This is a genomic window from Paracidovorax oryzae ATCC 19882 (assembly GCF_000687165.1).
Lineage (GTDB): Bacteria > Pseudomonadota > Gammaproteobacteria > Burkholderiales > Burkholderiaceae_C > Paracidovorax > Paracidovorax oryzae.
The window spans coordinates 315,859-328,794 of record NZ_JMKU01000001.1; the positions used below are offsets into that span (position 1 = coordinate 315,859).

At 68.8% G+C, this 12,936-nt stretch carries 13 protein-coding genes; 8 read left to right on the forward strand and 5 right to left on the reverse strand.

Annotated elements, in window-relative coordinates:
* Positions 1–59 precede the first annotated feature (59 nt).
* Positions 60–851, forward strand: a complete 792-nt coding sequence (locus T336_RS0101345) for an IclR family transcriptional regulator (protein WP_026431214.1) — start codon at positions 60–62, stop codon at positions 849–851.
* Between the two features lie 50 nt (positions 852–901).
* Entirely contained in the window at positions 902–1,474 is a 573-nt protein-coding gene (locus T336_RS0101350; protein WP_026431215.1) for a peroxidase-related enzyme, read from the forward strand.
* 19 nt (positions 1,475–1,493) lie between these two features.
* Here T336_RS0101350 and T336_RS0101355 read toward each other — a convergent pair whose 3' ends face one another.
* Positions 1,494–2,156: a TetR/AcrR family transcriptional regulator gene (locus T336_RS0101355; RefSeq protein ID WP_026431216.1), complete on the reverse strand. Its 663-nt coding sequence runs from the start codon at positions 2,154–2,156 to the stop codon at positions 1,494–1,496.
* A gap of 117 nt (positions 2,157–2,273) precedes the next feature.
* Here T336_RS0101355 and T336_RS0101360 point away from each other — a divergent pair, with 117 nt between their 5' ends.
* Positions 2,274–3,173: a metal-dependent hydrolase gene (locus T336_RS0101360; RefSeq protein WP_026431217.1), complete on the forward strand. Its 900-nt coding sequence runs from the start codon at positions 2,274–2,276 to the stop codon at positions 3,171–3,173.
* Positions 3,174–3,179: 6 nt separating this feature from the next.
* Here the strand turns inward: T336_RS0101360 and T336_RS0101365 are convergent, their stop codons facing one another.
* The 4 genes from T336_RS0101365 to T336_RS0101380 form a co-directional block, all read right to left on the reverse strand.
* The gene (locus T336_RS0101365; RefSeq protein WP_026431218.1) at positions 3,180–3,785 is read right to left on the reverse strand and encodes an ankyrin repeat domain-containing protein; all 606 of its coding nucleotides are present in this window, start codon (positions 3,783–3,785) and stop codon (positions 3,180–3,182) included.
* A gap of 71 nt (positions 3,786–3,856) precedes the next feature.
* Positions 3,857–5,380, reverse strand: a complete 1,524-nt coding sequence (gene katB, locus T336_RS0101370) for a catalase KatB (RefSeq protein WP_026431219.1) — start codon at positions 5,378–5,380, stop codon at positions 3,857–3,859.
* Between the two features lie 248 nt (positions 5,381–5,628).
* Positions 5,629–6,549, reverse strand: a complete 921-nt coding sequence (locus T336_RS0101375) for a DMT family transporter (protein WP_026431220.1) — start codon at positions 6,547–6,549, stop codon at positions 5,629–5,631.
* Positions 6,549–7,331, reverse strand: coding sequence for an SDR family oxidoreductase (locus T336_RS0101380; RefSeq protein ID WP_013594558.1), 783 nt, complete (start codon positions 7,329–7,331; stop codon positions 6,549–6,551). Before T336_RS0101380 ends, T336_RS0101375 begins: the two co-directional genes overlap by 1 nt.
* Before the next feature lie 147 nt (positions 7,332–7,478).
* Between T336_RS0101380 and T336_RS0101385 the strand changes: the two genes are divergently transcribed.
* The 5 genes from T336_RS0101385 to T336_RS0101405 all read left to right on the forward strand — a co-directional run bounded on the left by T336_RS0101385 (position 7,479) and on the right by T336_RS0101405 (position 12,919).
* On the forward strand, positions 7,479–9,185 hold the full coding sequence (locus T336_RS0101385) for an electron transfer flavoprotein-ubiquinone oxidoreductase (RefSeq protein WP_026431221.1): 1,707 nt from the start codon (positions 7,479–7,481) through the stop codon (positions 9,183–9,185).
* A gap of 141 nt (positions 9,186–9,326) precedes the next feature.
* Positions 9,327–9,941 (forward strand): lipocalin family protein, encoded by a 615-nt coding sequence (locus T336_RS0101390; protein WP_019700587.1) that lies wholly within the window; start codon positions 9,327–9,329, stop codon positions 9,939–9,941.
* A gap of 212 nt (positions 9,942–10,153) precedes the next feature.
* Complete coding sequence (locus tag T336_RS0101395) at positions 10,154–11,137, forward strand: ABC transporter substrate-binding protein (RefSeq protein ID WP_026431222.1); 984 nt, start codon at positions 10,154–10,156, stop codon at positions 11,135–11,137.
* A gap of 88 nt (positions 11,138–11,225) precedes the next feature.
* Positions 11,226–12,110 carry an ABC transporter permease gene (locus tag T336_RS0101400; protein WP_026431223.1) on the forward strand — a complete coding sequence of 295 codons (885 nt, stop codon included), beginning with the start codon at positions 11,226–11,228 and terminating at the stop codon, positions 12,108–12,110.
* A 14-nt stretch (positions 12,111–12,124) separates the two neighbouring features.
* A complete protein-coding gene (locus T336_RS0101405) occupies positions 12,125–12,919 on the forward strand; it encodes an ABC transporter ATP-binding protein (protein WP_019700584.1) in 795 nt (264 codons plus the stop codon).
* The last annotated feature ends 17 nt before the right edge of the window (positions 12,920–12,936 follow it).

Genomic DNA, 12,936 nt, shown 5'->3' on the forward strand with positions numbered 1-12,936 from the left:
CTTTAGAAAAACGTTTCGCTGCATACAATGCCGTTTCGCACAACGCAACGCGTACTACCATGAGCAACCCCTCCACGCAACCCCGGCCCACGTCCGTCGACGCGGAATCGCCCGCTCCCTCCCGCGACGGCGGCGTCACCGCCGTCACGCGCGCGTTGCAGGTGCTCGCGGCATTCGCCCTGGGCGAGTCGCAGCTGTCGCTGGCCGAGCTGAGCCGGCGGTGCGCGCTGCACAAGACCACGGTGCTGCGGCTCGCGCGCACCCTGGCGCAGTCCGGCTACCTGGTGCAGCGCGAGGACGGCGACTGGCGGCTCGGGCCCGCCGCGGGCTGGCTGGGGGCGCGCTACCAGGCCGGGTTCGACGTGCAGAACGTGCTCGAGCCGGCGCTGCGCGCGCTTACCCAGTCCACCGGGGAGAGCGCGGCTTTCTATGTGCGGGAGGGAGAGGTCCGCACCTGCCTCGTGCGCGTGGAGGGCCCCCAGGCCCTGCGGCACCATGCCCGCATGGGCGAAGGCCTTCCGCTGGACAGGGGCTCGCCGGGCCGCGTGATCCTGGCTTTCTCCGGCGCGCCCGGCCCGGAGTACGAACGCATCCGCCAGCGTGGATACCACTGGTCCATTGGTGAGCGCGAACAGGGCGTGGCCACGGTCTCCGCGCCGGTGTTCGGGATGCACTGGCGGCTGCTGGGCTCGGTGTGCATCTCGGGGCCCGCATCGCGCCTGCAGCCGGAAAAGCTCGAGGCGCTCGCGCAGACCGTGGTCGCGGCGGCCAACCAGTTGTCGTACGCGCTGGCCGGCAGCGCGGCGGCGCCTGGCGCCACCGGCGTGCGCGCGAGCCACTGGCATCCGTGATACCGTTTTCGCTCACCACCCGATTCGAACGACGACAGGAGACGACCACCGTGAGCCGCTATCCCCTTCCCGAACTGAACACGCTGCCCGAGGACATCCAGGCCCGCATCCTCGAAGTGCAGGAAAAGGCCGGTTTCATCCCGAACGTGTTCCTGGCCTTCGCGCGCCGGCCCGCCGAGTGGCGTGCCTTCTTCGCCTACCACGACGCGCTGATGCTCAAGGAGGAAGGCTCGCTCACCAAGGGCGACCGCGAGATGATCGTCACCGCCACCAGCGCGGCCAACCAGTGCCTGTACTGCGTCGTGGCGCACGGTGCTCTGCTGCGCATCTATGAAAAGAAGCCCTTCGTGGCCGACCAGGTGGCCGTGAACCACCGCAAGGCCGACATCACGCCGCGCCAGCGCGCCATGCTCGATTTCGCCATGAAGGTCTGCCAGCAGTCGCAGGCGATCGGCGAGGAGGACTTCACCGCGCTGCACGCCCACGGCTTCGACGACGAGGACATCTGGGACATCGCCGCCATCACGGCGTTCTTCGGGCTCTCCAACCGCATGGCCAGCTTCGCGGGCATGCAGCCCAATCCGGAGTTCTACCTGATGGGCCGGGTGCCGCGGCAGCGCTGACGAGCCCCCTCCCCCGCGGTCAGTCTTCGACGCGCAGCAGCCCCCAGAGCATGCGCACCAGTTCGTCCTCGAACGCCGGCTGGCCGAGCAGCAGCGAATTCTCCAGCGATGCGCTGCGGATCGCGCCCATTACCGCGCGCGTGGCCACGAACATCATGGCCGGCGTGGGCGGTCGCACGGAGGCATCGCCGGCCTCCACCAGCCGGGCCAGCACCATGGCATTGCGCTCGGCGCCTTCACGCAGCGCCGCGGTGAAGCGGTCGTGCTGGTCAACCCGCCAGCCCAGGCGCACCATGGCGCGCCGCACGCGCGACTGCCCCCCCATGCCGAAGGCCGACACCAGCAGCCGCACCATGTCCTGCACCACCTCGCGCACGGGCCGCTGCCGGGCCAGCGCGTCGTCCAGCATCTGCTGCAGTTCGCGCTGCACCCGTTCGCGCTCGCGCTCCACCATCGCCAGCAGCACGGCCTCCCTGGACGGGAAGTACTGGTAGAGCGTGCCGATGGACACCCCCGCCACCTGGGCGATGCGGTTGGTGGTCAGGGCGGTGTCGCCCTCGTTTTCCACAATCTGAGCAGTGGCTCCGAAGATGGCCTCGATGGTCTGCCGTGCGCGCTCCTGGGTGGGCTGGCGCCGCATGCCCACGGGGCTCGCGGAGGGGGACGTTCGTTTCGTGGCCATGGGGAAAAATCTGAGCGCCAGGCGAGTAGCACACGCGGTTGAAAACTGAATAATGCTCAGAAATGCGCAACGCCGCAACCACGATGGCACTGCGCGGCTTTGACGAAAGGACCGCCCATGAACACCCCAGCCCCTGCCCGCCCCGGACTCCATAGCACGGCCGTGCTGCCGGTGCGCAAGCTCGCCGTGGACCTGGCGCAGGGCTTCCCGCGCCACTGGCACGGGGGGGATGCGTTCCGCTCCCAGTTCTTCAATGCGCTGTCGATGAGCTTCCCGGTGGGCGAACAGTTCTTCATCGACTCGGTGCGTGCCGCCGCCGAGCGGCTCGAGGCCGGCCGCCCCGACCACGACGCGCTCCGCTCCATGGTGCGCGGCTTCGTCGGCCAGGAGGCCACGCACCGCCACATCCACGGCCTCTACAACGCCGAACTGGAGCGCCAGGGACTGGACAACCAGTGGCAGCACCGGGCGCGGGCGCGCATCGCCCGCCTGCACGAGCGCACGGGCAATCCGATGCATGCGCTGGCCATCACCTGCGCCTATGAACATTTCACCGCCCTGCTGGCGGATGGCACGCTGCGCTATCCGCGCTGGCTGGAAGGTGCCGATCCGCAGATGCAGACCATCTGGCGCTGGCACGCGGCGGAGGAAACTGAGCACCGTGCCGTGGCTTTCGCGCTCTACGAGGCCCTCGGCGGCCGCCACGACTGGCGGGTGCGCTGGTACCTCTATGTCGGCATGGTGTTCATGGTGGACTCGGTGCGCCAGACCCTCGTGAACCTGCGCAGCGACGGCAGCCTGTGGCGCCCGGGTACGTGGGTGAGCGCGGTGGGGATGTTCTGGGGCCGCGACGGCGTCGCCTGGCGGAGCCTGCCGGCGCTGCTGCGCTACCTGAGCCGGGACTTCCACCCCGACCGGGAGCATGCCGCACCCGGGGCCGCGGAACTGGCGCAAGGCTGGCTCGCGGCGAATGCCGACCGGCTGCGCACCGTGGGTCCGGCCGCCCGGGCCGCCTGACGGGGCTCAGCGCGTGGCGGCGAACTCGCCGCGCTGCAGCTCGGCGATGCCGTTGCCCCGGGCATCCCGCGCGCCGAGGTCCGCCCCCTTCGCGGCGAGGTCCCGCAGCAGTTCGGTGCGCTGGAAGAGCGCCGCATACATCGCGGCTGTCTGGCCCGCGTTGTTGCGCTGGTCCGGTGCGCAGGCCGTCTCCACAAGGCGGCGGGCGATCGCGAGTTCGCCCTTGAAGATGGCGCCCATCAGGGCGGTGTTGCCGCGCTTGTCCTGCACGCAGGGATCGGCACCGGCCTTCAGCAATTGCTCGACCACCTCGCGGTGGCCGTGGTAGGCGGCGAGGATGAGCGGCGTGTACCCCTTCTCGTCGCGCACGTTCAGGTCGTAGCCCGCAGCCACGAACTCGCCCACCATGTCCGTGCGCCCCTGGCGTGCGGCGTCGAAAAGATACTGCCGCAACTGCGCCTGCAGCCGGGCGGGATCCTGGTTTGCATCGCCAGCGGCAGGGGCTGCTGCCCGGGGCGGCGGAGCTTCGGGGGCGGCCGGGGCCGCCAGGGCCGGGGCACAGGCCGCGAGGCCCGCGGCCAGGCACCAGGCCGGAAGGCAAAGGCTGCGCATGGAATCCTCCTTCGCAAGGTGCCGGCCGCCACCGGCGTGGCGCGCGGCCGGCTTCGTGGAACGCCGCGATATCAGTCCTGCAGCGCGGCGGCGAGCTGCTTCACGCGCGCCAGGTCGCCCCTGGCCACGCGGGCCACGCCCGTGCCGTATTCGGGATCGGCCTTGTAGAGGAACGACAGGATGATGTGCTTGCTCTCCGCATCGGCGCCCGCGAGGGATTCGCCGAAGCTCTGGATCAGGTCCTGCTGCTCCTTCTTGCCGTAGCTGCGGTACAGGTCACCGGCCTGCTTGAAGTTCTGCTCCTTCGCGATCTTCGCCTGCTGGGTCGTGCCCGTGAGCGGCAGCTGGCTGTAGCGCGCGGTGGGATCCTGCGGGCGCGGCTCCAGGCGGCTGGGCTCGTAGTTCACGCCGCTGGCGGTGTGGCCGGTGTTCAGGGTGCCGTCCTGGTTGCCGTTGTTCACCGCGACGCGGGGGCGGTTCACGGGCAGGGACAGGCCGTTGGTGCCGACGCGGTAGAGCTGCGTGTCGGCATACGAGAACACGCGGCCCTGCAGCAGGCGGTCTTCAGACGGTTCGATGCCGGGCACGATGTTGGCCGGCGCCATCGCCACCTGTTCGGTCTCCTGGAAGAAGTTGTCCACGTTCTTGTTCAGGACCATCTGGCCGATCTTGCGCTCGGGAATGCCCGGCCAGATCTTGGTGGCGTCCAGCGGATCGAAGTCGAACTTGCCGAGGTCTTCGGGCTTGAGCACCTGGATGTACAGGTCCCACTTGGGAAAGTCGCCCTGGCGGATGGCATTCACCAGGTCGTTCGTCATGTGGCTGTAGTCCTTGCCCTGCACCTGCTCGACCTGTTTCGGATCGAGGTTCTTCAGGCCCTGCAGGCTTTTCCAGTGGAACTTGACGTAGTGCACCTGGCCCTGGGCGTTCACGAACTTGTAGGCATGCACGCTGTTGCCGTCCATGAAGCGGTAGCCCGCAGGCGTGCCTTCGTTCGAGTAGAGCAGCGTGAGCGTGCGCGTGGCCTCGGGCACGTGCGAGAAGAAGTCGAAGCGGCGGGAATCGTCGTCCAGGTTGCTGCGCGGATCGGGCTTGAACGCATGGACCATGTCGGGGAACTTGATCGCGTCGCGGATGAAGAAGGTGGGGAAGTTGTTGCCAACGAGGTCCCAGTTGCCTTCGGACGTGTAGAACTTGGTGGCGAAGCCGCGCGGGTCGCGCAGCGTCTCGGGCGAATGGTTGCCGTGCACCACGGACGAGAAGCGCACGAACACGGGGGTGCGCTCGCCGGGGCGGAAGAGCTTGGCGCGGGTCAGCGCGGAGATGTCTTCGGACGCGGTGAACTCGCCCTTCACGCCCGTGCCGCGGGCGTGCACCACGCGCTCGGGGATGCGCTCGCGGTCGAAGCGCTGGAGCTTCTGGATCAGCTGCACGTCCTGCAGCAGGCTGGGCCCGTTCGGACCCGCCGTCTGCGAGTTCTGGTTGTCGCCGACCGGCGCTCCGTTGTCGCGCGTGAGCACCGATTGCGCGAACGCGGCCGGCGCCATGGCCGCATGCAGCACGACGGCTGCGGTCACAAGTCTCTGGAATTTCATGGGACGACTCCACTCCGTGGTTGGTAAGAAAACGGAGCGAATCATCGGGGTGCGGATAGCTCGGCAGCAAGAGGGCCTGAACTATGGCGGCCATCAAATTTTCCGATGGGTGGAATTTGCAACCTTTGGATTAATCGGCGTATAGCAACCGAATCCACAATGTTTCAAGCTACATTTTTTATAGCTGAAAAATGGAATCTGCAATTCCTGCTTGCACCGCCAGGCAACTGGTTACGCTCGGCAACCGCTCACCGGTGGGCGTTGATGGATGCCAGGATGCCCAGCGTGAAAAGCGCGCAGGCGGCCCATTGCAGGGGCGCGGGCCAGTGGCCTTCGAGCGCGAAGGAGTACACGAGGGCGAACAGCGTCTCGCTCACGATCAGCTGGCCGCACAGGCTGGCAGGCAGCCGCTGGCTCGCCACGTTCCAGAGGATGGTCGCCAGCCAGCTCGATCCGAAGCCGATGGCCGCGCACACGGCCGCGAAGGTGCCGATGCCGGGCCGCGCCGCGATGGCGGACAGGGGGCTGCCCGCCACGAGCCAGAGCAGCACGCCGCCCAGGCCGGTGGCCAGGCCCAGCCAGTTGGCCCAGTCCGTGGCGCCGACCTCCGGATGCCGCTGGAGCCAGCGCGCATTGAAGATCGCGAAGGCGGTCCAGAACACCAGCGCCACCAGGGCGATGCCGATGCCGCGCCAGAAGGTGGGTGATGCGGCAGCGCCCTGCGTGGCGCCGGTGCCATGCGGCGTCCAGGCCATGAGCACGATGCCCGCGATGGTGAGCAGCAGCCCGGGGTCCAGCGCGCCCCAGCGCAGCCCGTGGGGCTTGCCCAGCACCATGACCCAGACGGGGATCGTGCCGATGATGAGGGCCGGCAGCGCCGCGCCGGCATCACGGATCGCCAGCACCAGCAGCAGGTAGTAGCCCGTGAATCCGAGAACGCTCAGCCAGAGCGCGGCGCCGGCCTGCCGCAGGGTGGGCAGGCGCCGCGGCTGGCCGGCCCGGCGGCGCACCATGCTCCAGAGCACCATGCCCGCCGCGACCGCGCCGTAGGCGACGAACCGGCCGGCCGTGAGGTCCACGGACGCGAATCCCGATGCGAGGCGCGGCGCGATGAAGACCAGCCCCCAGAGCGCGCCCGCGGCGAGCCCCGCGAGGATGCCGGCCAGCATCAGGCGCCGAAACCGTCGTCGGCCGCGATCACCGCCCCGTTCACGAAATGGCTCTGGTCGCTGGCCAGCATGACGATGAGCGCGTCCAGGTCGCGCGGTTCGCCCACGCGCTTGCGCGGCAGCATGTCCACGAGCTTGCGGCCCTGCTCGGTCTGCCAGTGGTGGTGGTTGATCTCGGTATCGATGTAGCCCGGGCAGATCGCGTTCACGTTGATGCCGAAGCGCCCCCATTCCAGGGCCATGGCGCGGGTCATGTGCACCACGGCTGCCTTGCTCATGCTGTAGGCGCCGATCTGCGGCAGCACCTTGAGGCCGGCCATGGAGGCGATGTTGATGATGCGCCCTCCCGTGAAGCTGCCCGGCGCGGCGCCGCGCGAGCGCGCCAGCATGCGCTTGCCCACCTCCTGCGCGACGAAGAAGGCGCCGCGCACGTTGGTGTCGAAGACGAAATCGAAGTCGTCCGGGGTGACGTCCTGGATGCGCTGGGTGGTGGAGACGCCCGAATTGTTCACGAGGATGTCGATGGAGCCCATCTCGGTCTCCGCATGGGCCACGGCGGCCTTGATGGAATCGTGGTCGGTCACGTCCAGCTCGACCACGTGGGCATCGCCGCCCTCCCCCTCGATGCGCGCCCGCAGGGCCTTGAGCTTTTCCATGCGCCGGCTGGCCAGCACCACGCCGGCCCCCGCGCGCGCCAGGGTGCGGGCGAACTGTTCGCCCAGGCCGCTCGAAGCGCCCGTCACCAGGGCCACGCGGCCCGACAGATCAATGGTGTATGCCATGGAAACAGCCTCCGGAAGAAAGAAAAAAGAACGATCGTTCGATTGTTGCGCCCCGGGTGCATACAATGGGCCGCACAGCGCCCGCGCGGGGCCCCACGCCCTGGACGCGACATCGTTCGATTATCAAATGCCGAGACGAGACAACCCATGACGAAAGACGAAATCCTTGCCCAGTACGGTCCGCGAGAGGCCATGGAATACGACGTGGTCGTGGTCGGCGGCGGCCCCGCCGGGCTCTCGGCGGCCATCCGGCTCAAGCAGATGGCCGCCACGAACGGGCAGGACGTGTCGGTGGTGGTGCTCGAAAAAGGCTCCGAGCCGGGCGCGCACATCCTCTCGGGCGCCATCATGGACCCGCGCGCGCTCACCGAGCTGTTCCCCGACTGGAAGGAGCGCGGCGCGCCCCTGAAGCAGCAGGTGACGGAAGACGCCATGATCTTCCTGGGCGAGAAATCGTCCTGGCGAACTCCCAACTTCCTGCTGCCGGGCTGCTTCCAGAACCACGGCAACTACATCGTCAGCCTGGGCAACGTGGTGCGCTGGCTCGCAGCGCAGGCCGAGGAGCTGGGCGTGGAGATCTTCCCGGGCTTCCCTGCCGCCGAAGTGCTCTACAACGAGGACGGCTCCGTCAAGGGCGTGGCCACCGGCAACATGGGCGTGGGCAAGGACGGCGAGCCCACGGGCGACTTCCAGCTGGGCATGGAACTGCACGCCAAGTACACCCTGTTCGCCGAAGGCGCGCGCGGGCACCTGGGCAAGCAGATCATCGCCCGCTACAAGCTCGACGAGGGCCGCGACCCGCAGACCTACGGCATCGGCGTGAAGGAACTGTGGGAAATCGATCCCAAGGTGCACCAGCCCGGCTTCGTGATGCACACCGCCGGCTGGCCCATGGATGCAGACACCTACGGCGGCGCCTTCCTCTACCACGCGGAAGACAACAAGGTCACGCTGGGCTTCATCACCGGACTGGACTATTCCAACCCCTACCTGAGCCCGTTCGAGGAATTCCAGCGCTGGAAGACCCATCCCAACATCCGCTACTACCTGGAAGGCGACGAGTCCAAGGGCATCAAGCCGGCCAAGCGCATCGGCTACGGCGCGCGCGCCATCACGGCCGGCGGCCTGCTATCGCTGCCGAAGTTCGTGTTCCCCGGCGGGGCGCTGGTGGGCTGCGACGCCGGCTTCCTGAACGTGAGCCGCATCAAGGGCAGCCATGCCGCCATCAAGACCGGCATGCTGGCCGCCGAGGCCGCCTACGACGCGATCCGCGCCGGCCGCCAGCACGATGAACTCACGGCCTACCCGCAGGCCTTCGAGAACAGCTGGCTGCACGAAGAGCTCAACAAGGCGCGCAACTTCAAGGCCTGGTTCAAGAAGGGCCTGGTCACGGCCACGCTGATGAACGGCATCGAGCAGTTCGTGCTCAAGGGCAACATCCCCTGGACGCTGCACCGCGACAAGCCCGACCACGCCTACCTGAAGCCCGCGGCCGAGTGCAAGCCCATCGCCTACCCCAAGCCCGACGGCAAGCTCACCTTCGACCGGCTCTCCAGCGTGTTCATCAGCAACACCAACCATGCGGAGAACCAGCCGGCCCACCTCACGCTGAAGGACCCCAGCGTGCCGGTGAACATCAACCTCGCGAAATACGCCGGCCCCGAGGCCCGCTACTGCCCTGCGGCGGTGTACGAGTTCGTGCCGGACGAGACGCAGGGCGGCAATGCGCAGCGGCTGCAGATCAACGCGCAGAACTGCGTGCATTGCAAGACCTGCGACATCAAGGATCCGACGCAGAACATCGTGTGGGTCACGCCCGAAGGCGGCGGCGGACCGAACTACTCGGGCATGTAAGGCGCGGGGCCCAGGCGGCGGCGGGCAGCCGCCGTTCCGACCCGCCCGTTGGCCTCCGGCCTACAGGGTGCGCCGGTTCCGCGGGCCAGACTCGCGGAGGTCCGCATTTCCTGCCGGTTCCGCCAGGAGCCCCGAACCGCCATGCCCCGTCCCGACCTCCAGCACTACACCACCCAGCGCCGCCGCCCGATCGTGCCCTGGGCAGCGGCCGCCACCGTGGCCGCTGCCGCCGGCGCGGCGGCTCTCTACCTGCGCTCGGCCCTGCGCCCGCCGCCGGGCGTGCAGCCGGTGCAGCACTTCAACGTGGACCGCTACGCGGGCCACTGGTACGAGGTGGCACGCATCGACCAGCGATTCGAGCGCGGCCTGATCCGCACCAGCGCCCACTACAGCCGCCGGGGCGACGGCAGCCTGCGCGTCGTGAACCGCGGCTACGACCCGGACCGCCGCCGCTGGCGCGAGGCCGAGGGCCGCGCCCTGTTCCTGGGCGATACGTCCACGGCCGCCCTGAAGGTGTCCTTCTTCGGCCCGTTCTATGCCGGCTACTTCGTGGCCGCGCTGGACGAGGACTACCGCTGGGCCATGGTGGTGGGCCCGCGCCTGGACGCGCTCTGGATTCTTTCGCGCACGCCCACGCTGCCCATGGCGGTGCGCGAGCGGCTGCTGGCCCGGGCACGGGCGCTGGGCGTGGACATGCGCCGCATCCTGTGGGTGCCCCAGGCGGACGCGGCCATGCCCGAGCCCGCGGCGCGCTGAACGAACCACGCGGCAGGCCCCGCACCCGCATGGTGCAGCCGGTACACTCGACATTCCAGGCTGCGGTATCCGTTTCTGTGCGGGCCTGGGTCCGTTGTCGCCAGAAACGCGCCCGCCTCCCGGCGGGCATTCCGCAGCCGCCACCCGCGATGCAGCACCCGATGGATTCGGGCGTTCCCGTGTCCCGGGCCTGGCGGCGAGAAAGCTAGAGCATGAAGCAGCATCCGTTCGGCGCCCTGGCGCTGGCCGTGGCCGCCGCCGTCGCGGCCGCCTCCCCCGCAGCGATGGCCCAGCAGGCCTCCGCCCCCAAATCCGTGGCCGTGACGGCCATCGTGGAGCATCCGGCGCTCGACGCCATCCGCGACGGCGTGAAGGCGAGCCTCCAGGCCGCCGGCTATGAAGAGGGCAAGACACTCAAGTGGCAGTACCAGAGCGCCCAGGGCAACACCGGCACGGCCGCGCAGATCGCGCGCAAGTTCGTGGGCGACCAGCCCGACGCCATCGTCGCCATCGCCACGCCCTCGGCCCAGGCCGTGGTCGCCGCCACGAAGACGGTGCCAGTGGTCTTCTCCGCCGTGACGGATCCGGTCGCCGCCAAGCTGGTGAAGGACTGGGAACCCAGCAAGACCAACGTGACGGGCGTGTCCGACCTGCTGGCACTCGACAAGCAGATGGAGCTGGTCAAGCAGGTCGTGCCGAACGCCAAGCGCGTCGGCGTGGTCTACAACCCCGGAGAGGCCAATTCCGCCGTGGTGGTCAAGGAGCTCAAGGCCCTGCTGCCCAAAATGGGCATGACGCTGGTCGAGGCCGCCGCGCCCCGCTCGGTCGACGTGGGCAGCGCCGCGCGCAGCCTGATCGGCAAGGCCGACGTGATCTACACCAGCACCGACAACAACGTGGTGTCGGCCTATGAATCGCTGGTCAAGGTCGGCCAGGAGGCCAAGCTGCCCCTGGTGGCGGCCGATGCCGACAGCGTCAAGCGCGGTGCCATCGCCTCCTTCGGCATCAACTACCGCGACCTGGGCGAGCAGACCGGCCGCATGGTGGTGCGCGTGCTCAAGGGCGAAAAGCCCGGCGACATCAAGCCGGAGATCAGCACCAAGCTGGAACTCACGGTGAACCCCGGCGCGGCCGAGAAGCAGGGCGTGAAGCTCTCCGACGCATTCGTGAAGTCCGCCGCCCACATCGTGAAGTAAGGTGCGGTTCCCGGCCCCGTGCCGGGAACGTCGCCCCGACCGCAGGAGCTTCGGCTCCTGTTTCGTTTTTCCCGAAGCCCCACCCGCCATGTCCCTCTTTTCCCTGCTCGGCGCCGTCGAGATCGGGCTGATCTTCAGCCTGGTCGCGCTGGGCGTCTTCATTTCATTCAGGCTGCTGCGCTTTCCCGACCTGACGGTGGACGGCAGTTTCCCGCTGGGCGGCGCGGTATGCGCCGTGCTCATCTCCACGGGCACCAACCCCTACGTGGCCACGCTCGCGGCCACCGCGGCAGGCGCGGCGGCCGGCCTCGTCACCGGCTGGCTCAACGTCCGGCTCAAGATCATGGACCTGCTGGCCAGCATCCTGATGATGATCGCGCTCTACTCGATCAACCTGCGCATCATGGGCGGGCCCAACGTACCGCTCATCAACGATCCGACCCTCTTCACGCTGCTGCAGCCCGAGGGCCTGGCCGACTACATCGCCCGCCCCGCCCTGCTGCTGGTGATCGTGGTCGCCGCCAAGCTGGCCATGGACTGGTTCTTCGCCACCGAACGGGGCCTCGCCATCCGCGCCACCGGCTCCAACGCCCGCATGGCCCGCGCCCAGGGCGTGAACACCGGCGCCATGGTGCTGCTGGGCATGGCCGTGTCGAACGCACTGGTGGCGCTCGCCGGCGCGCTCTTCGCGCAGACGCAGGGCGGCTCGGACATCTCCATGGGCATCGGCACCATCGTGATCGGCCTGGCCGCCGTGATCGTGGGCGAGAGCATCCTGCCCTCGCGCCGGCTGGTGTGGGCCACGCTCGCCGTCGTCATCGGCGCCATCGTTTATCGCTTCTTCATCGCGCTGGCGCTCAACAGCGACTTCATCGGGCTGAAGGCGCAGGACCTGAACCTGGTGACGGCGGTGCTGGTGACGATCGCCCTGGTGATTCCCCAGATCAAGCGCAAGCTCGCGTCGAAGCGCTGAAAAGGAACCGCACCATGCTGAGCGCACAAGACCTGCACATCACCTTCAACCCCGGCACGCCCATCGAGACGCGCGCGCTGCGCGGCATGTCGCTGGACATCCCGGCCGGGCAATTCGTCACCGTGATCGGCTCCAACGGGGCCGGCAAATCCACGTTCCTGAACGCGATCTCCGGCGACCTCCCGGTGGACACGGGCCGCATCGCCATCGATGGGGACGACGTCACCCGCCAGCCCGTCTGGGCGCGTGCCCGGCGCGTGGCGCGCGTCTTCCAGGACCCGATGGCCGGCACCTGCGAAGACCTCACCATCGAGGAGAACATGGCGCTCGCGCAGCAGCGCGGCACGCTGCGCGGCCTGCGCGGCGCGGTGAAGGCGCAGCAGCGCGAGACCTTCCGCGAACGCCTCGCCACGCTGGGCCTGGGGCTGGAGAACCGCCTCACGGACCGCATCGGCCTGCTCTCGGGCGGCCAGCGCCAGGCCGTGAGCCTGCTGATGGCGGCGCTGCAGCCCTCGCGCATCCTGCTGCTGGACGAACACACCGCCGCGCTCGACCCGCGCACGGCCGACTTCGTGCTGCAGCTCACGGCCCGCATCGTGGCCGAGAACCAGCTCACCACCATGATGGTCACGCACAGCATGCGCCAGGCGCTGGACGTGGGCCAGCGCACCGTGATGCTGCACCAGGGCCAGGTGGTGCTGGACGTGTCGGGCGAGGAACGCAGCCGCCTGGGTGTGCCCGACCTGCTGCAGATGTTCGAGAAGGTGCGCGGCGAGCAACTGGCGGACGACGCGCTGCTGCTGGGCTGAGAGCAGCCCACAGGACC